The sequence below is a fragment of the Corynebacterium alimapuense genome, assembly GCF_003716585.1.
GTDB classification, from domain to species: Bacteria; Actinomycetota; Actinomycetes; order Mycobacteriales; family Mycobacteriaceae; genus Corynebacterium; species Corynebacterium alimapuense.
In genome coordinates, this window is sequence record NZ_PTJO01000004.1 from 147,073 (window position 1) to 166,215 (window position 19,143).

Genomic DNA, 19,143 nt, shown 5'->3' on the forward strand with positions numbered 1-19,143 from the left:
GTAGCTCACGATACCGGCAATGCCAAACTCAGGCTGACCTCGGTCCCTTCCCCCAGTGCGGAATGAATCAGCACACTGCCGCCCAGTCGATCCATGCGCCCCTGAATCGACTCTCGGATACCGTGTCGATCCTCCGACACCGCATCTAGGTCAAAGCCCACCCCCCGGTCGCGCACGAACACACTGAGCTGGTCACCTACTAATTCAGCGTAGACATCGAGCTTATCGACGCCCGCATGCTTGGCAGCGTTGACCATCGCCTCTCTGGCCGCGAGAATCACCATCTGTGTCTGCTCCGTCAGCTCCCGATCCGAGCCCACAGTCACAGGCGCGATTCGGATCCCGAAGAGATCTTCTACCTCTCCGCAGGCGATTTCCACGGCAGAAAATACCGAGGATGAGACCTTTTCCTGCGCTTCAAATAGCCACTGTCGAAGCTCGCGCTCTTGGCCTCGAGCCAACTTGGTGACTTCATCTGGGTTATCCGCCTGCTTTTGGATCAGCGCAAGGGTTTGCAGCACCGAATCGTGTAACCGCGAGGCGATTTCTGCGCGTTCCTCGGATGCGGCTTTAGCCGCGCGCTCGCTAGCCATGGTGTCTAATAATCTCAGCAGTAGCGGCATCCCTAACACTGTGACCCCGGCCAACGTCAGGCCCACCGCGATGACTGCGGTAACAAAGCCACTGGAGTGATTAGTGCTAAATACAGTCAGGACCACACCTGAAAGCACCAGCGCAGCACCGCCGATAATACTCAGATAACTGAGGCCTGAATTCAGCCCTCGGTCATAGGCTTGCCAGGCTAACACTGCGCCCACGCCCACGATCATTAGTGGGAAAAACACTGCTCCAGGCAAACCGGAGACTAGCCCCACCGACACAATAAAACCGATCCCGCCTAAGACCACCAGTCCAAGGTTGATGGGTTTAGACAGTGCGACCCGGCGCGGAGCCTCCGGTAATTGTTCCGAGGTCTTCGAGACCATCCACAATCCCGCATAAGCAAGTACGCCAAGACCAGACAAGAAAGCCCCGAGCAAGAAGGCCAGGCGGACATAGAAAACATCCACTCTCAGATGCAGCGCAATACCAGAGGCGACACCAGCTACCACTCGGCCAGAACGTGGCCGAGCATAGACCGGATAAGGTCTCGGACCGGATCGATCCTGAGCATAGGGAAGGGACGAAGAGCTCGAACTCATAGCCCGATCCTTGCACGCCAACCCGGAAAAACACACCACGACAATCCCGGAATTTGAAAGATCAGGGTGAATCCCGATACCACCGCCGAGCCCATTCCCACACAATAGAGACTATGAGTTCCAGCGCTGACACCATTCGTCGGATGTGGGAGACCCGACCTCCTCGCATCCCCTCCAGCCAAGGGGGAAACGCCAAGATCGCCGGCGTCTGTGAGGGAATCGGTGCACGCTACCAAATCGATCCAACGGTCGTGCGGGTCGGCTTCGTTGTCGCTGCGCTGACCCTCGGCGGCGGTATCCCCGCTTACGCCCTAGCGTGGCTGTGTATGCCCCGATATGGGATGTCTCTCTCGCCTATTCAAGCGATCGGCCGTCCTAAAGCTCAGCTCAACAAGCAGGAAATGAAAGAAAGTTCTCTCGGCTGGATACTCTCGCTGATCCTAGTGATCACTTTCCTCGGCTCTGCTGGCAACAATGGGAGTATGGCATCCTCTGCCACTGGCGCCGTGATCCTGCTTCTGCTGTCCTGGTATGCCCTCTACCGGTATGCCCCACTGCCCCCGGCCGGCCTGTTAGCCCAACCTCCGGCGCAGACTATGCCGCAACCTGTAGATTTCTCTAACTACGAGCCGCTACCAGGTAATGACTATCCACCGGGTAGAACCACGCCCCCAGCCTGGGATCCGCTCGGTGCGGCACCCTTTGCCTGGGATCTGCCGGAGCCAACCCCAGTAGCGCAACCAAAGCGTCGTAGCCGTATCTGGATGTGGATATTGATGGGATTGGGTGCCGCCCTGCTGGTCTCGGTTTTGCTCAGTCTGGCGGTAGTGACCGTGTTCCGTTATAGCGATACGGCACTGGGTGAGGACCAAAACTACCAACCGACTAGCGCTACCGAGCTGGCCGAGAGCTATGCCTTCGATGTTGGCTCGGCGACCGTAGATTTCCGTGAGTTGCCAGAGCTTAAGGAAACCGAGGAGATCATGATCACCGGTGGCATCGGAGAGTTAGAGATCCATCTACCAGCGGGAATACCGGTGGAATTGACCTGTGAGCCAGGCCTTGGCGAGAACACCTGTGAATCTGGTACTTATAACGACGATGCCCCCGGCGAAAGTCTCTTGTTGACGGTGGATGCCGGTATCGGCGAAACCACCGTATTCTACTGAGCAACTTCACGAGAAAAACGCACTGCCCTCAGCCAGTCATGAACTGGCCGAGGGCAGTGCGTTGCGCTTTAAGACGAGTAGGTCTCTACTCCCACTCGATGGTCCCCGGTGGTTTCGGGGTCACGTCTAGGACAACGCGGTTGATATTGGGAACCTCATTGGTAATGCGGGTAGAAATCCGCTCAAGGACATCAAAGGGAATACGCGACCAGTCGGCGGTCATCGCGTCTTCTGAGGTAACCGGACGCAAAACAATCGGATGCCCATAGGTACGGCCATCGCCTTGGACGCCGACGGAGCGGACATCTGCCAGCAAGACAACCGGGCATTGCCAGATCGAATCATCAAGGCCAGCTGCGGTTAGCTCGGTACGAGCGATGAGGTCTGCGGCACGCAGGACCTCTAGGCGTTCTTCGGTAACTTCACCGATGATGCGGATGCCCAAGCCGGGGCCGGGGAAGGGCTGGCGAGCCACAATAACCTCAGGCAGGCCAAGCTCGCGGCCAACGGCGCGGACCTCGTCTTTAAACAGCAGACGCAGCGGTTCAACCAGATCAAACTCCACGTCATCTGGCAGGCCACCGACGTTGTGGTGGCTCTTGATATTAGCGGTGCCTGTGCCGCCACCGGATTCGACGACATCCGGGTAAAGGGTGCCCTGCACCAGGTAATCAACCTGCTCGCCGGCGAGAACTTCACCCACTGCGCGCTCGAAGGAACGGATGAACTCCGCGCCAATTGCTTTGCGCTTAGCCTCGGGCTCGGAGATACCCGAGAGCTTATTGAGGAATGCCTCACGCTCATCGACGGTGACTAACCGAGCACCAGTGGCCGCGACGAAGTCATTCTGAACCTGTTCACGTTCACCCGCACGCAGCAGTCCGTGGTCAACGAACACACAGGTCAAACGGTCACCGATTGCCTTCTGGACGATCGCGGCAGCAACGGCGGAATCGACGCCGCCGGAGAGACCACAAATAGCGTGGCCGTCAGGGCCAATCTGCTTACGAACAGCGTCAACGAGCTGCTCAGCGATATTGGAGGCAGTCCAGCTCTGCTCAAGGCCAGCAATCTGGGTCAGGAAGCGCACGAGTACCTGCTGTCCATGCGGGGAATGCAGGACCTCAGGGTGGTACTGCACACCAGCCATCTTCTTGTCCACGTTCTCAAACGCAGCCACCGGTGCGCCCCCAGAGGAAGCAGTAACGGTGAAGCCAGCGGGTGCCTCGGTCACGGCATCGCCGTGCGACATCCATACCTTGTGAGTAGCTTCCAAACCACGGTGCAAGACACCACCATCGCCTGCCACAGTCAAATCTGTGCGGGCGTACTCACGAGAGCCAGTCTCAGCGACGGTGCCGCCCAGAGCGTGGGTCATGATCTGGAATCCGTAGCAAATACCAAACACCGGGATCCCAAGTTCAAGAATTTCCGGATCCAACTGCGGGGCTTGGTCGGCGTAGACCGAGGAAGGTCCGCCAGAGAATACGAGCGCGGCCGGGTTTTTAGCTTTAACTTCCTCGGCCGTGATTGTGTGTGGGACAACCTCGGAATAGATCCGAGCTTCGCGCACACGGCGGGCAATGAGCTGTGCGTACTGGGCGCCGAAATCGACGACGAGGACGGGGCGGGGGGTAGCTTGATTCACGCTGATCATCCTACTACGAGCCGTCCTCGCCACAGTCTCAGCGGTTGACGGACAATCCAACCTTCTGGAATGCCTTCAGGTCTGTGTATCCACACTTTGCCATCGCACGTCGCAGACCACCGACGATGTTCTGGTTTCCGAACGGCTCAGTCGAAGGGCCCTGAAGAATCTTCTCCAAGCTGGGTGCTTGCTCCGATTGGTTTTGGCCAAAGGGGGCGGCTTCTACGAGGCCACGAGGAAAGCGCGGGTGGGCAGCCACTGCGGGCCAGTAGGCGCCGCCAGCTGCGGCCTCAGCAGCAGGAGCCAGCGGGGTACCGAGCATGACAGCATCAGCGCCACAGGCGATGGCCTTAGCGACATCACCAGAAGTCTCTAGCTCACCGTCAGCGATGATGTGCACATAGCGACCACCGGTCTCATCGAGGTACTCCCGACGCGCAGCCGCGACATCGGCGATAGCGGTAGCCATGGGAACTTCAATGCCCAATGCGAATTCGTTGGTATTGGTTCCGCCACCGACGATCACACCAGCAGCACCAGTGCGCATCAGGTGCAAAGCAGTGACGTAGTCAGTGACTCCACCTGCGATGACCGGGACTTCCAAGGAACCGATGAACTCCTTGAGGTTAAGCGGCTCACCGCCAGTGGCTACGTGCTCCGCCGAGATCATCGTGCCCTGGATGATCAGCAGTTCAGCGCCGGCCTTAATCATCTTCGGGGCGAACTCACGAGCGCGCTGGGGGCTCACACGTACTGCAACGGTGGCACCTGAGTCTCGGACCTGACCAATGCGCTCGGCGAGGAGATCATGGTCGACAGGAGCGGAGTGCAGCTCCTGAAGCAATTCGATGGCTTTGGTGCCGCTGAAATCCAACAGTTCATCAGCGTTGACGGTGTCAACGACGCGGGCAATCGCGGCGTCGAGATCCTGTTGACGACCCCATAGCCCCTCGGCGTTGATCACACCGAGTCCGCCGCGCTGGCCCATTTCAATGACGAACTCTGGGCTGGCTAGCGCATCAGTGGGGTGTGACATGACGGGGATATCGAAGGTGTAGGCATCAATGTGCCAGGTGGTGTCGACATCCTGGGAGGAGCGAGTGCGCCGCGAGGGGACAATGGCGATGTCTTCTAGATGGTAGGTACGGCGAGCCTCCCGGCCCACTCCGATCTCGACGTAGTCGCGCATGGTGCGGTTTCCCTTCCTCGGGCTGGTATGACGCTGCTACTCTACCCCACCGCTGCTCAAGCCTCTGGCGCCTATCCGACTCTAGCCATCCTCGTCCCAGCCCACATGCCAGGTCTAGAGGAGCATCTAGCCAAACAGCCCCCGATCCCACCTGAATCGGTGAGATCGGGGGCTGCAGAATGCAGACGACTAACGGTAGTTGGGCGCCTCAACGGTCTGGGTGATGTGGTGTGGGTGGGATTCTTTCAAACCCGCGGTGGTGATCTGCACAAATTGCTTGGTTTGCAGTTCCGCAATGGAGGCAGAACCGGTGTAGCCCATGGAAGCGCGCAACCCGCCAACAAGCTGGTGGGTGATGGCGTCGATGGAACCACGGAACGGCACCCGGCCTTCAATACCCTCGGGCACGAGCTTATCTTCGCTGCGGACATCTGCCTGGAAGTAGCGATCCTTGGAGTAGGAACGCTTCTCGCCGGAGAGCCCACGGCCCTGCATAGCACCCATGGAACCCATGCCACGGTAGCGCTTGTATTGCTTGCCACCCTCGACGACAACATCGCCTGGGGACTCAGCGGTACCAGCGAGCATGGAGCCGAGCATGACGGTGCTGGCACCGGCTGCCAGTGCCTTGGCGACGTCGCCAGAGAACTGCATTCCGCCATCAGCGATGATGGGGATGCCAGCCTTACGTGCCGGCACAGAAGCTTCCATCAGAGCAGTGATCTGCGGAGCACCCACGCCAGCGACGACACGAGTAGTGCAAATGGAACCGGGGCCGATGCCCACCTTGATCGCATCCGCGCCAGCGTCGATCATTGCTTGGGCAGCAGAGCGGGTAGCCAGGTTGCCGCCAACGACATCGATGCGGTCGCCGAAATCTCGCTTAACACGAGAGACCATCTCTAGGACGCGGTTGTTGTGAGCATGAGCGGAGTCGACGACCAAAACGTCAACTCCTGCGTCGACGAGCTGCCCGGCACGGTCCCAGGAGTCTTCTCCGGTGCCGATGCCTGCAGCTACCAGCAGCCGACCGGCTGAATCTTTGGAAGAATTCGGGTACTGCTCGGTCTTGACGAAGTCCTTGACCGTGATCAAACCGACTAGCTTGCCGGCATTATCGACGATCGGCAGCTTCTCGACTTTGTTGGCGCTGAGTAGCTCTAGTGCCTGTTCTTTAGTCACACCCTCCTTGGCCACCACCAGCGGCATGGGGGTCATGACTTGGACAACCTTGCGGTCGGGGTCCGGTTCAAAGCGCATATCTCGGTTGGTGCAAATACCGACCAGCTTGCCGGCATTATCTACCACCGGCAGTCCGGAAATCCGGAAGCGTGCGCACAGCGCATCAACATCGGAAATAGTCATCTCCGGGGAACAAGTTACTGGATCAGTAACCATTCCGGACTCGGAACGCTTGACGATCTCGACCTGCTCGGCTTGGTCTTGGGTGGAGAGGTTACGGTGCAGCACTCCCAAGCCGCCCTGGCGAGCCATGCCTACTGCCATACGCGCCTCGGTGACCGTATCCATCGCCGCAGAGATGATCGGAACGCCCAGTCGGATGTTCCGGGTGAACTGAGTAGATGTGTCAACCTCGCTGGGGATGATGTTGGATTCCGCTGGTAGGAGAAGAACATCATCGAAGGTCAGCCCCAGCAGGGCCACCTTGTTCGGATTGTCTCCCCCGGTGGACACACGCTGATCTGTCATCGAATCTTGCTCCTTTGTACACAGTCTGGCTTCCGCAGTGCTTTCACTGTAGTGCCTTTGACACTACGCACGGTAGTGATCGGGAATTGCCACCGCTCGAGGTCCACAATAGTGTGGCCAGTGTGAACTACGACTCGCAGATGCCACTCGACCCGTTCGCCGGCGATCCGAACGACCCGGCGTCTTTCCTCGATGCCGATGAACCGGCACCACCGCTCACTGATGAAGAGCGAGTGGGTATCCTCCACGACCTCTCTGTGGTGGCGAAATGCAAGAAGAAACTGCAACCCCGCGGAATCCTCGGTGTGTTTTTTCTCTGCGAAGACTGCGATGATTTCCACTACTACGACTGGGACATCATGGCGGCTAATATGACCGCTACCTTGGCTGGGGAGCTCTCTCCCGTCCATGAGCCTTCACTACAACCCGATGTTTCCGCTTATGTCCCCTGGGATTACGCACAGGGCTATCTCGATGGACTAGACGCTTCCTAGCTAGGAAGCGTCTAGTTCGAATTGGACGGCGAGTTCGGTGAGCTCGTTGCGCCTGGTGCTGGGGATGGACTAGGCAGAGTCGATGCCGTCGAGGAGGGGTTTGGCTCTGGGGAGGAGCTCGGCAGTTGAGTCGTCGGTGCCGGAAGCTCTGTGACGGTGACAACAACCGTCTCAGTCGCGGTCTGTGTGATGGTCTCGGCCTCTGGGGGAAGCCCGGCAACGGACTCCGTCGCCGGCGGAGCTACTGGAGAAGTAGGAACTGCCGGGCGGGTAACCGTAGCTGTCACTGTTTTAGTAGCGTCCACAGCCTCTGCAGAATCTTCGTTCTGCTCAGCAGCACCTGTGTCAGTCCGTTCGTGCTCTCGGAGCATCTCCCGAAGCTCGCCCAACAACACTCGAGCTCCATCGATGTCTCCCGTTGAGGCCTTTGAGTCTACTTCGTCCAAGCTCCCAGCAAGTTCGACCACCACAGCACGATCGCTAAACAAAGCACCGGAGATCCCCCAGAGCGGGGAATCAGGGGTAGCCCCGTAAATGGCTGCTCCAGATCCTGCGATGACCAGTGTCGCTGCGGCCGCGCCCATGAGGCCAGAAACTAGCGCTCCTGGCCGACGTCGGTTGCGCCGTTCCGCTAGGGAAATCACCACGGCACCATTGTCCGCGCCTTCAATCAACGGCGCCGGCGGCATCTGTTGTTCGACCTCTGAACGCAGGCCCAGTAGTAGCCCCGCAAGCTCATCAGATCCATCCGAAGGATCCACCCCTTGGGAAAGCTGGGTCAGGAAAACGTCATCGTCGATCAACGGTTGAAGTTGGTCCTCAAAGTCGCCGGTGTCTGCGTTGCGGTGACGACGATTCATCGCTCTCCTGTTCCAGAGTCAAGGTTTTTGCGTAATGCGGCTAGTGCTCGATGTTGTGCTACTCGAACAGCTCCGGGAGTACTCCCAACAGCTGCAGCAGTTTCTTCCGCCGACAAGCCGACAAATACTCGAAGAATCACAATCTCTCGAGCCCTGTCACTTAATGAATCGAGAAGTTCATGCACTCTGTTACTACCGTCCACAACGAGGGCGTACTCCTCAGGTGTGGACTGCTCAACAGTATCGGGAACATCATCAGTAGGGTGCGAATGATCTCGCCCCAGAGCTCGGTGCGCATCAGCGACCTTATTGAAGGCGATTCCATAGACGAAGGCCATAAATGGCCGTCCTTTATCCACAAAGTTGCCGATAGAAGTGGCTACTGCAAGGCAAATCTCTTGAGCGATGTCCTCGGCGGAGGACATACGACCACTACCCATTCGGGCACGAGCGTAACGAAGGACCATGGGATGGATAATCCGCATGATCTGTTGGAGAGCTCGCCGATCTCCGTCAATGGCCAGGGGAACGAGTTCCGCCAGTTCCGCGTCGGTATCGCTCACTCTTCCCTATCCTCCGGATTGATTATCCGGACCTCTTCCGGCTCTTCTCAGATTACTCAGACTGTATCTGACCCAGATTTCATTGCATCTGGTGGACTTTAATTCCAAAAAAACTGATAAAGTTCACAGGATCTTAACCTCAGACAATCCTGCAGGTCAGGGCTACCTTTTCTCTCTCGCTCGTTAAAATAACACCATTTGGCCACGGTTTGGCAACCAGTTGTTCACTATTGCCCAGCAGACTGCCAACTGCGCCGTTGATCTCATCAAGCTTACGGCCGACCGACCAAGTCTGATGCTTCTTACCGAGGAGAAACGAAATGGCACAGCCACACCTGCTTCCGGGCCCGAACGCCGACCTCTGGGATTGGCAGCTCCACGGCTCCTGCCGGGGTGAGCAATCTGATATGTTCTACCACCCAGATGGAGAACGAGGCCGGGCCCGCTCTCAGCGGGAAAACCGGGCCAAAGCTATCTGCCACTCTTGCCCTGTTCTTGCAGCCTGCCGCGAGCATGCTCTCCAGGTCGCAGAGCCCTATGGCATCTGGGGCGGACTGTCAGAGTCGGAACGACTTATGGTTCTGCGCAACCGTACTTCCCGCCAGCCTGTCAACGCCTAAAGCCAGCGCTTTTAAGCGCCCAGTTTCAGTTTAGAGCGCGAGAGACTTAACAAGAAAGTCCGACCACAGAATAACTAGTGCACCTGTGATCGGACCTTTTCTGTGGCTAACTCTAGTGAGAGTGGCCGTGACCGGAGTGGTCTTCGACCGGCTCCGGCTTATTGACCACGGATGCCTCGGTGGTGAGAATCATCCGGGAGACTGAGCCAGCGTTGACCACTGCAGAGTGAGTGACCTTGACTGGGTCAATGATGCCCTGCTCGATGAGGTTGCCATATTCGAGGGTGGCAGCGTTGAAGCCTTCCCCGTTGGGGCGCTCAGCGATATGAGAGACAACGACTGCCCCATCAAGGCCTGCATTGTGCGCGATCCAATAGGCCGGCTTGGCCATTGCATAGGCCACCGCCAACACACCGGTGCGAGTCTCGCCCTCGAACTGATCAGCATATGCCTTCAGCTCTTCAGCGATCTGGACCAGAGCGGAACCGCCACCGGCGATAACGCCTTCCTGGGCAGCGGCACGAGCAGCGTTGATCGCGTCCTCGACGCGCAGCTTGCGCTCATTAACCTCGGTCTCGGTAGCCGCACCGACACGAATGACGGCGACACCACCCGAGAGCTTAGCCAGACGTTCCCCAGCCTTCTCTTTATCCCAAGTGGAATCGGTGGCAGCAATCTCGCGACGAATCTGCTCGCGACGTACTTCCACCGCTTCCGCAGTACCGGCACCATCGACGATAACTGTCTCGTCCTTAGTCACGGTGATGCGACGAGCACTACCGCAGACGTCTAGACCAGCTTCGTTAAGGACGACGCCAACTTCAGGATCAACCACGGTTGCGGCGGTGACCACTGCCAGGTCATCCATGAACGCCTTGCGACGTTCACCGAAATACGGCGCCTTCACGGCAACAGCCCGAATGGTCTTGCGGATCGAGTTGACCACGAGGGTCTGCAGCGGCTCACCCTCGATATCTTCAGCGACGATAAGAACCGGCTTGCCGGACTCAACGATCTGTTCCAGCAACGGCAGGAAATCTGGGAGGGCGGAGATCTTGTTGCGGACCAAAAGGATCAGCGGATCCTCCATGATGGCCTGCTGAGTATCCGTCTCAGTAATGAAGTACGGCGAAAGGAAACCCTTGTCGAAGGAAATACCTTCAGTGATGTCAAGGGTAGATTCCATCGACTGGGATTCTTCGACGGTCAGAACGCCGTCTTTGCCGACTTTGTCCATCGCACCGGCAACCATTTCGCCGACGATCTGGTCACGGGAAGAAACGGTAGCCACATTCGCGATCTCCGCGGAGGAAGATACCTCGGTGGCACGGTCCTTCAGCAACTCAACGGTCTTGTCCACAGCGAGGCTGATGCCGCGGTTAAGCAAGACCGGGTTAGCTCCAGCTGCGACGTTGCGCAGGCCTTCAGCAATTAATGCCTGAGCCAACAGCGTCGCGGTAGTAGTACCGTCGCCAGCCGCATCATTGGTCTGGATAGCCACGGATTTGACCAGCTGAGCACCCAGGTTCTCGAAGGGATCTTCTAGATCAATTTCACGGGCGATGGTGACACCGTCGTTGGTCACGAGCGGGCCACCGAAGGCCTTGTCGAGCACAACGTTGCGGCCACGCGGGCCGAGTGTGACCTTCACAGCGTCGGCGAGGGTATCTACGCCGCGCTGGATGCCCTTGCGGGCTTCCTGTTCAAAAGCAATAAGCTTAGCCATAAGGCTCTTCGGCCTCCCGACTACTTCTCGACGACAGCGAGCAGGTCACGTGCGGAAAGCAGCAGGTACTCTTCGCCGTTGTACTTCAGCTCAGTTCCGCCGTAGCGGGAGAAGATGACAACGTCACCTTCGTTGACATCGACCTCGACGCGCTCGCCCTTTTCATTGGTGCGGCCCGGGCCCACAGCAATAACGGTGGCCTCCTGTGGCTTCTCCTTGGCGGAGTCCGGGATGACCAGGCCGGATGCAGTAGTGGTCTCAGCCTCTACGATCTGGACCAGGACTTTGTCCTCGAGCGGCTTGATGTTGACGTTTGCCACGATGATTCCTCCGTGAAAGTTTCAATGAGTTGTACGTGCCGGTTGCAGTGCCAGCACAGCCGTCGTCGCGGGTGAACAACTGTGGGCTAAACAACCTGACTGGCACTCTACCCTCGCGAGTGCCAGCACTCAACCTTCGAGGCTGCCAACCCCTAGAAATCAGCGGTTGGCGTTGGAAGAACCAAGGTTAAGGACTGCAGCACGCCATAGCTGGTAATCCTCCACGTTGTCTTCGCGGTAGTTGCGTACCGCACGAATGCCGTCTTTAACCTCACGAATCGCGTCGAGACTGATGTCTTGACCTTCGTCTCCCACGAAGATGACCGGCCCACAAATCGCGTTAACCGGATCAGTAAGGAAGGCTGGGTTTCCAGTGGTTGCAACGTTTCTGGCCAACGAAGCTACCGGGTTGGGCTCACTGCCGTCTTCTTTGGCCTGAGAACTAAACAACGCAGCATAGAGCCTTCCATCCCCTTGAAAAGATACCGCCACATGCCCCTCATCGACCCCGCCGAGAAACTGGCTGGCATGTTCAAGCTCAAATTCAATGGTTCGGTGGGTCATGTCGGGATAGACGAGAAATCCGGTATTCACAAACTGCTCCCTGTGCGGGTTGAAGAAGATACGGTCTTCTCAACAATTGGGCACATCAGGAGATTGCGCTCACCGAGAACACAAAGTTCATCTGATACTCACCGCCAGTTCATCCTTGCAGCAACGGAATCTCTACTTCTAGCCCCGGATCGGTGCCTACCGTCAGTGCGCTAGGCGAGGCGCCCTCATGAATAAGTTGAGCAGCCACTGCCGCAATCATGACGCCATTGTCAGTGCAGAGCGGGAAACTTGGGACCCGCAGTTCAATCCCGGCAGCCTGGCAACGCTGCAATGCCAACTCCCGTAGCCGCGAGTTGGCGGCCACTCCGCCACCCAGCAGCAGCACCTGCGCATCCACATCCTGGCAGGCACGCACTGCTTTCATCGTCAGCACATCACAGACTGCTTCTTGGAAGGAGGCACACACATCTTCCACCGAGATCACACGCCCCTCGCGCTCTGCGGCTTCTACGTAGCGCGCGACTGCGGTCTTAAGGCCAGAAAAGGAGAAATCATGACGGGAATCAGACTTCTTGGTCAACGCCCGGGGGAAGGCAATTGCGTTTCGGTCACCGCGAGCAGCCAAGCGGTCAATGACTGGGCCGCCGGGATAGCCCAAGCCAAGCAGCCGCGAGACCTTGTCGTAGGCCTCGCCGGCGGCGTCGTCAAGAGTGGAACCAAGTTCACGCATAGGCTTGCCCACCGCCTCAACCTCGAGGAGTTGAGTGTGTCCACCGGAGACCAACAGTGCCACCGAATGTGGCAGCCGGTCGCCTTCCAGATTGGCGACCGCGACGTGACCGCCAAGATGGTTGACCCCATAAAAGGGCACCCCCCAGGCAGCGGCATAGGCTTTCGCCGCTGAGGCACCTACCAAGAGTGCACCAGCCAATCCTGGACCAACGGTGGCGGCGACGGCATCGGGACGCTCAACGCCGGCGTGTGCCAAAGCCGCCCGCATCACCGGACCCATTTCTTCTAGGTGCGCGCGCGAGGCAATCTCGGGCACCACTCCGCCAAAGCGGGCATGCTGCTGCATAGAAGAAGCCACCTTATCGGCGAGGACAGTCAACGTCCCATCCGCTGCCAAATCAATGACTCCGACACCGGTCTCATCGCAGCTGCTCTCAATCCCCAAAACAATCATTTTTCACTCCTCGCCGGTCGCATCATCGTATAAGCGTCTGCGCCCGAAGGCTGATAGTAGTTGCGGCGAACACCCTGCTGGATGAATCCATAAGCCTTATACAGCGAGATTGCTGGCACATTGTCTGTACGTACCTCAAGAAATACTGGGCCATCCGCGGAATCTGCCAGCTCCATAAACTGGTCCATCAGCACCCGGCTTAGCCCACGCCGATGGTATTCGGGAGCCACACCAATGGTGTGAATCTCAAATTCGGAATCATCTACCGGGCCCAATCTCGCCAACCCGGCGTAGGCCACTAACTCGTCTTTTTCGAAGATCCCCAGGTAGAGAACATAGGGCGCGGCAAAACCGTCCAGGAATCTTTCCACTGGCCATGGATTATCACCATCAAACAGCAGTTCTTCGAGTTCGGCGCAGCGGATAGCATCAACGGGTTCGAGTTCTCGAAGCTCCATCAAACCTCCATCACGGGGATAGCTGGAGACTGCGGCCGAGGCTTAGGCTCTTTCGCGTCTGGACGCCGAAGATAAAGCGGAACCAGCGGAACTGGAGTGGCTTCTAGGTCAGCCACCGCCACTAACGAAGCAGCATCCGGCGCTAGATCACGCTTCTCGACGTCCGCGAGATGACCGGGTAGCTGCTCTGCCAACCGCTCCGGAACAGAGATCATCTCCACCGGATGTGGGATCAACAGCTCACCCGGAGCAATCACGGCTGGACCGTGGATCCGAATATGTCCATCAAAAATCGCCCAATAGATTTCTCGGCGCCGTGCATCGGTAGCCACCAAAGTGCGAACGTCTGGCAGCCGACGCGCGATGGCATCAAGCGAACAGACACCATGAACGGCGATATCGAGCGCATCTCCGAATGCGGCGGCAGTGGCCATCCCGACCCGAAGTCCGGTAAATGGCCCCGGCCCACAGCCCACGACGATTGCATCAAGATCAGAAAAACCCACACCAGCGTCGGCAAGCAGAGCTTGGACGGTGGGTGTGAGCTTCTCATTGTGGGCCCGGGTCTCACGGATTATGCGGTCATAGACCTGCCCGGTAGTGGTCTCGACCAGACCAGTAACCAGGTCGGGGGTTGAGGTGTCAATCGCTAATACAAGCACGTGACCAGCATAGCCCTAGGTCAACAACTCCCAGCCACCCTCCTCGGTGGCAGACAACGGCATCATGACTCGGGCGTCGAAATAGCCGCCCAGGGAAACGGTGCATAGGTCGATCTCGGAGCGATTAATGCGGTCGAATGCCTGACCACCATCGGCGCTACGCAGCAACAGGTAGTTGATATCCTCTGGAACGCCTTCTGCTCCAAGGTTCAACTCGGAGGCATCCGCCTCAAAGTCGCGGGCAATGTCTTCCTCGGTATTAAAAGGACAGACGATGGCCGCAGCGATCCATTCTTCACCGTAGATATCCGCAGGAGAGACACCAACGACTCCCATGCCCTCTTCTTCGACTGCTGCGACCGACCGCTCAAGCGCTCCGGCAGAGCTGAACTGTGTCTCCGCGGCAGTTGAACGCGCTCCGACAATCACTGCCAGGACAACAACCCAGACAACAAGGACGGCGGTAATGATTCCCATTCCGATTTTTGACAAACGCACGGGTTGTTCTCCTTAGAGGATTTATTGAGCGGTGTGGACAGTCAGGCTACTCCCCTAGAGCAATAACAATAGAAAGAGAACCTGGCTGGCGATGATCTTGCCGATCATCGCCGTGGGATAGACAGTGGCATAACCGCGCGTGGGCAACTCCGTGCCGGTCTGGCCATTGAGATAGGAGATGATCGCCGGGTTAGTGGTAGTACCTGCGGCAACACCCATCGCTTCATCCCACTTCAATTTGAGCACCAGCATACCAATCACGACGGTGATCACCGCTGCAACCACAGTGATTATCAAGCCAGCTGCCATGTAATTCAAAGAAGCCGGGTCAGTGAGGGCTTCTCGGAAGCCTGCGCCAGCTGTAGTTCCCACTCCAGCGAGAAACAGCGCTAGGCCCAGAGAGTTAACGGTGTTGACGGAATGATAGGGCATGGTCCAAGTGATCGGCCCGGTACGGTGCACGGCACCGAGGATCAAGCCGGCGACGATGGGACCACCACCGAATCCCAAGGACAAAACTGAACCGCCTGGCAATGGAATCGGGATTGCACCCAACAGCAGCCCGCCAAGCAAGCCGAGGGCAAAAGGCAGCAGATCGGGAGCAGCCAGCGACCGCTCGGAGTCGCCGAGGAAAGCTCGGACCTCATTCATCCGGTTGGGAGGAGCAACCACACGTACTCGGTCGGAGTAGTTGAGCACATCATCTGGACTTGGAACTACCTCTAGATCACCGCGACGAATACGGGCGATCTGGAATCCAGAATGAAAGGTATCCAACTCAGACAGATGACGGCCGACGATCCGCGGGTTAGACACAGTCACTCGGTGATACGACAAGTCATTGCCATCAGTGGTCACCTCAGCTGGCTCACCTAAATTACGCTGTGCTTTCTCGATGGATTCTGCAGTTCCATTGATCAACAGCACCATCCCCTCATGCAATTGATCAGTCGGGGCGGCCAACGTCTGCCGGCGTTCATCATCGATGATGCGGGTAGCGATAATCTCTGCACCAGCAATCGTGGGCAAGCTACCGACTGTCCCTTCAATGCCGGGGCCAATGCGCACGCCCTGCCATTCCAATGGCGCGATGATCAGGCCTTCTGCTCGAGCATCAGCGACGTGGTTGACCTTGAGTAGCTTGGCCCCGACTGCAGCCACCAAAATCGTGCCCAGCACGGCTCCGGGGTAGGCCAGCGAATAACCGACCACTGGTTCGCCAGCGCGAGCTGGATCGATTTCCTCCACCATTCCCACAATGGCAGCCATACCTGGAGTGGACGATAGCGAGCCTGCAAACATACCGGCGCCAGTAGCCGAGTCAAGATTGAATAGTCGAATCATGAGATAACCAAATCCCACGAGTGCCACCAATAGACCGATCATAAACACCGTCAACCGCCAGCCGCGGCTACGGAACTCAGAGAAGAACTGTTCGCCCGCGCTCAAACCAATGGCATAGACGAACATTGCCAAGCCCAATTGGAAAATTAAAGGCGGAATCTGGATCTCTGGGTTGGCAGTGGCCAGCCCCAAAGCCACGAAAAACACCGCCGCCGCACCCAAGGAAATACCGAAAACGCGTACTTTTCCCAAAGCCAAGCCAAAAGCCAGGATGGTAATCAGCGCGATCAGGGGGTTGAGAGCAAGAAAATCGAGCACGATAAACGGCTCCTCTAGTCAACGGTCACAAGGATGCCCGAACACGTGGACTTCCTCGCTCACTGGTGTGAGATTAGTTGTGTTTCATTGTCCCTTTCGCGATGAATCGTGGCAAATGGACGACGAACTCTGGGCCGTCAGATTTATCACACCACCGCTGACATGTCCTCACCAATTGGCTCTCGGACGGTCTGCACGTGCCCGCCCACCCCACCGATCAGACATAGATGGACCTCCCAGTTGGCAGAGCTCTCGGGATAGTCGGCGCGCCGGTGAGCGCCACGTGACTCAGTTCGTTCTAACGCCGCTCTAGCGATCAAGCTACCCACGGTAGCCAGCGCAGTGGCATCCAAACAATCCTCATCACAAGCACCGGGATCAGCTTCAGAGACAACAGGTAATTCAGCAAGCTCATTAATGGCTTCACCCAGTCGTCCGGCATCCCGCAGGACTCCGACTTTGACATCCATAATCTCGTTGATCTGCGCACGGGCAGAGGAAGCGATAATTGGCGAGGTTGGACGAGTAATCGGTACCGGCGAAGGGCCGGGGCCAAAATTCGCCAGTTTTCCACCCAATCGATCGCCCATCACCAATGCCTCTGGCATGGAGTTAGAAGCTAAACGGTTGGCCCCTTGGACACCTGTCGAGGCCACCTCGCCGATGGCATAAAGCCCGGGAACTCCGGTGACTCCATCCATATCCGCAGCCACGCCACCGCAGAAGTAGTGAGCACCGGGCCGCACCGGAATGGGATCGACAACTGGATCAACACCACGCTCCCGCAGCAGTTGGAGGATTCCTGGAAACTTCGTCTCCCACATCTGCTGGCCGAAATGACGGGCGTCGAGAAGCAAACAGTCTTCCCCAGAAGCCAGCATGCGGGCATACATCGTGGATGCTACGACATCGCGCGGGGCAAGATCCGCCAACGGATGAACCCCGGCCATGACAGGTTCTCCGGCATGGTCGATCAAGATGGCGCCTTCGCCACGCACCGCCTCGGAAACCAACACGTCACGCCCGCCAGAACGAGGAACGTGAAGAACCGTTGGGTGGAATTGCACAAATTCCAGATCACGCAATACTGCCCCGGCGCGCCACGCCATCGCCAGCCCGTCGCCGGTCGCTACCGACGGATTAGAGGTCAGTGTCCAGGCTTGACCTGCACCACCGGTAGCTAACACGACCGAAGGCGCCAGCAGCTCTCCAATATGGCCCGCCGAATCTCGTACCCGAATACCTGCGGCATGACCGTGTACATCAGTAAGTACATCAATGGCCCGCAAGCCAGTGCGTAACCGGACGCTGCACCCTGACCGATCTAGCCGACTGCGCAGAGTATCAACCAGCGTCTTTTCGACTTCGTGTCCGGAACCATCGCCTCGGGCATGCAGGATGCGGCGGGCACTGTGACCACCTTCGAGATGGAGATCAAACCCGACTCCGTCGATGGTGCGATCAAAATCTGCACCCAACTCGATGAGTCGGCCAATTACTTGGGGGGCTGCATCAACTAGGGTTCGCACTGCTGCTGGTTCGCATAAACCAGCACCGGCAATGAGGGTGTCAACCACGTGCGAATTGGCGGAATCCTCCGCGTCGAAGACAGCTGCCAGGCCACCTTGTGCCCAATCGGTAGCAGACTCGCCCGGTTCCGTGGCGCGGGTCAGCACCACCGCTGGCACCTGCGCATCGGCGAGCCGAACCGCGGCTGCCAAGCCTGCGGCTCCCGATCCAATAATGATCACGCTGGTCTCACGTCGCCAGCTCGGCTCTGCTGTGGCCAGCATGCTGGTCATAGACATTGATGACATCGTCCCTCCTCAGGGGTTTACGACTACGAGTCGAAAACTAGCAAGGATGCTATCATCCATCCCCGTGTACTCCTACGATGACGCCAACCGGATGCCTGCTGCCCTGCGCGATCAAGAGGGTGTAGCTAAATACCGGCACGAGGCAGTCTTGGCGGTTTTAAGGCTCAGCGTGATTGATGGGATGCCTGAGCAACTCCAAGTTCTGACTTATCGCCGCACTCGGGAACCGTTTTCCGGCCAGTGGGCATTGCCGAGCGGATCAGTCGAGCCCACCGAGACCCTCGCAGAATCAGCATTGCGGCATCTACGCACCCGAAGCGGGGAGTCTTGGCTGTCACACCTAGAACAATTGGAGACGCTAAGCTCCCCCGGTCGAGATCCCTGGGATCGAACCATTGCCACCTGTTTTCTAGGTTTGCTGCCCTGGGGACAGTGGCCACTATTGCGCGAGGGGCTAGCTTGGCAACCCATCACAGAACTACCGCAGATGGCTTTCGACCATCAGGAGGTCATCTCCGCCGGGGTTGAACGGTTACGCGGAAAACTCTCCTATACCAATATCGCCTTCGGCCTTGCGGCAGAAGAATTCACGCTCGGCCAGCTGCGCGCTGCCTACCAAGCAACCCTCGGCTACGAGGTCTCCGCGACCAATCTTCAGCGTGTCCTCAGCCGGCGCGGACAAATCGAGCCGACCGGCAATCTAGCTGCCCCCGGCGCCGGAGGCGGCCGCCCCGCTCGCTTGTTTCGTTTTACCGGCCACAGCCTGACCGTAACTGATCCCCACGCGATGCTGCGACCTTAAAT

At 58.0% G+C, this 19,143-nt stretch carries 19 protein-coding genes; 4 read left to right on the forward strand and 15 right to left on the reverse strand.

From position 1 onward, the window contains the following. Positions 1–5 precede the first annotated feature (5 nt). Positions 6–1,202, reverse strand: a complete 1,197-nt coding sequence (locus C5L39_RS05895) for an ATP-binding protein (protein WP_123047966.1) — start codon at positions 1,200–1,202, stop codon at positions 6–8. Between the two features lie 113 nt (positions 1,203–1,315). Here C5L39_RS05895 and C5L39_RS05900 point away from each other — a divergent pair, with 113 nt between their 5' ends. Then, on the forward strand, positions 1,316–2,371 hold the full coding sequence (locus tag C5L39_RS05900) for a PspC domain-containing protein (RefSeq protein ID WP_123047967.1): 1,056 nt from the start codon (positions 1,316–1,318) through the stop codon (positions 2,369–2,371). An 85-nt stretch (positions 2,372–2,456) separates the two neighbouring features. On the opposite strand, the gene guaA is transcribed toward C5L39_RS05900, so the two are convergent. The 3 genes from guaA to guaB form a co-directional block, all read right to left on the reverse strand. Continuing rightward, entirely contained in the window at positions 2,457–4,019 is a 1,563-nt protein-coding gene (gene guaA, locus C5L39_RS05905) for a glutamine-hydrolyzing GMP synthase (RefSeq protein ID WP_425453858.1), read from the reverse strand. Between the two features lie 37 nt (positions 4,020–4,056). Further along, positions 4,057–5,208: a GuaB3 family IMP dehydrogenase-related protein gene (locus C5L39_RS05910; protein ID WP_123047968.1), complete on the reverse strand. Its 1,152-nt coding sequence runs from the start codon at positions 5,206–5,208 to the stop codon at positions 4,057–4,059. Positions 5,209–5,397: 189 nt separating this feature from the next. Next, positions 5,398–6,918 carry an IMP dehydrogenase gene (guaB, locus tag C5L39_RS05915; RefSeq protein WP_123047969.1) on the reverse strand — a complete coding sequence of 507 codons (1,521 nt, stop codon included), beginning with the start codon at positions 6,916–6,918 and terminating at the stop codon, positions 5,398–5,400. A 122-nt stretch (positions 6,919–7,040) separates the two neighbouring features. Between guaB and C5L39_RS05920 the strand changes: the two genes are divergently transcribed. Next, positions 7,041–7,412, forward strand: a complete 372-nt coding sequence (locus tag C5L39_RS05920) for a DUF5319 domain-containing protein (RefSeq protein WP_165857992.1) — start codon at positions 7,041–7,043, stop codon at positions 7,410–7,412. An 11-nt stretch (positions 7,413–7,423) separates the two neighbouring features. Here C5L39_RS05920 and C5L39_RS05925 read toward each other — a convergent pair whose 3' ends face one another. Together C5L39_RS05925 and C5L39_RS05930 are read right to left on the reverse strand one after the other, a co-directional pair. Next, a complete protein-coding gene (locus C5L39_RS05925; RefSeq protein ID WP_123047971.1) occupies positions 7,424–8,272 on the reverse strand; it encodes a hypothetical protein in 849 nt (282 codons plus the stop codon). Further along, a complete protein-coding gene (locus C5L39_RS05930; RefSeq protein WP_123047972.1) occupies positions 8,269–8,835 on the reverse strand; it encodes a sigma-70 family RNA polymerase sigma factor in 567 nt (188 codons plus the stop codon). The genes C5L39_RS05925 and C5L39_RS05930 overlap by 4 nt, the downstream gene beginning before the upstream one ends. Positions 8,836–9,155: 320 nt before the next feature. Between C5L39_RS05930 and C5L39_RS05935 the strand changes: the two genes are divergently transcribed. Then, entirely contained in the window at positions 9,156–9,455 is a 300-nt protein-coding gene (locus C5L39_RS05935; protein WP_123047973.1) for a WhiB family transcriptional regulator, read from the forward strand. 112 nt (positions 9,456–9,567) lie between these two features. Here the strand turns inward: C5L39_RS05935 and groL are convergent, their stop codons facing one another. The 9 genes from groL to nadB form a co-directional block, all read right to left on the reverse strand. Beyond that, on the reverse strand, positions 9,568–11,181 hold the full coding sequence (groL, locus tag C5L39_RS05940; RefSeq protein ID WP_123047974.1) for a chaperonin GroEL: 1,614 nt from the start codon (positions 11,179–11,181) through the stop codon (positions 9,568–9,570). A 20-nt stretch (positions 11,182–11,201) separates the two neighbouring features. After that, a complete protein-coding gene (gene groES / locus C5L39_RS05945) occupies positions 11,202–11,501 on the reverse strand; it encodes a co-chaperone GroES (RefSeq protein ID WP_123047975.1) in 300 nt (99 codons plus the stop codon). Positions 11,502–11,660: 159 nt separating this feature from the next. Further along, entirely contained in the window at positions 11,661–12,095 is a 435-nt protein-coding gene (locus tag C5L39_RS05950; protein ID WP_123047976.1) for a hypothetical protein, read from the reverse strand. A gap of 109 nt (positions 12,096–12,204) precedes the next feature. Continuing rightward, positions 12,205–13,242: a tRNA (adenosine(37)-N6)-threonylcarbamoyltransferase complex transferase subunit TsaD gene (gene tsaD, locus C5L39_RS05955; protein WP_123047977.1), complete on the reverse strand. Its 1,038-nt coding sequence runs from the start codon at positions 13,240–13,242 to the stop codon at positions 12,205–12,207. Continuing rightward, positions 13,239–13,700 (reverse strand): ribosomal protein S18-alanine N-acetyltransferase, encoded by a 462-nt coding sequence (rimI, locus tag C5L39_RS05960; protein ID WP_123047978.1) that lies wholly within the window; start codon positions 13,698–13,700, stop codon positions 13,239–13,241. Before rimI ends, tsaD begins: the two co-directional genes overlap by 4 nt. Then, positions 13,700–14,362, reverse strand: a complete 663-nt coding sequence (gene tsaB / locus C5L39_RS05965) for a tRNA (adenosine(37)-N6)-threonylcarbamoyltransferase complex dimerization subunit type 1 TsaB (RefSeq protein WP_123047979.1) — start codon at positions 14,360–14,362, stop codon at positions 13,700–13,702. Before tsaB ends, rimI begins: the two co-directional genes overlap by 1 nt. A 15-nt stretch (positions 14,363–14,377) precedes the next feature. After that, positions 14,378–14,860, reverse strand: a complete 483-nt coding sequence (locus C5L39_RS05970; RefSeq protein ID WP_126268735.1) for a hypothetical protein — start codon at positions 14,858–14,860, stop codon at positions 14,378–14,380. A gap of 54 nt (positions 14,861–14,914) precedes the next feature. After that, positions 14,915–16,522, reverse strand: coding sequence for an aspartate:alanine exchanger family transporter (locus tag C5L39_RS05975; RefSeq protein ID WP_123047981.1), 1,608 nt, complete (start codon positions 16,520–16,522; stop codon positions 14,915–14,917). Between the two features lie 146 nt (positions 16,523–16,668). Next, on the reverse strand, positions 16,669–18,330 hold the full coding sequence (nadB, locus tag C5L39_RS05980) for an L-aspartate oxidase (RefSeq protein WP_245974918.1): 1,662 nt from the start codon (positions 18,328–18,330) through the stop codon (positions 16,669–16,671). A 73-nt stretch (positions 18,331–18,403) separates the two neighbouring features. Between nadB and C5L39_RS05985 the strand changes: the two genes are divergently transcribed. Next, on the forward strand, positions 18,404–19,141 hold the full coding sequence (locus tag C5L39_RS05985; protein WP_245974919.1) for an NUDIX hydrolase: 738 nt from the start codon (positions 18,404–18,406) through the stop codon (positions 19,139–19,141). Positions 19,142–19,143 lie beyond the last annotated feature (2 nt).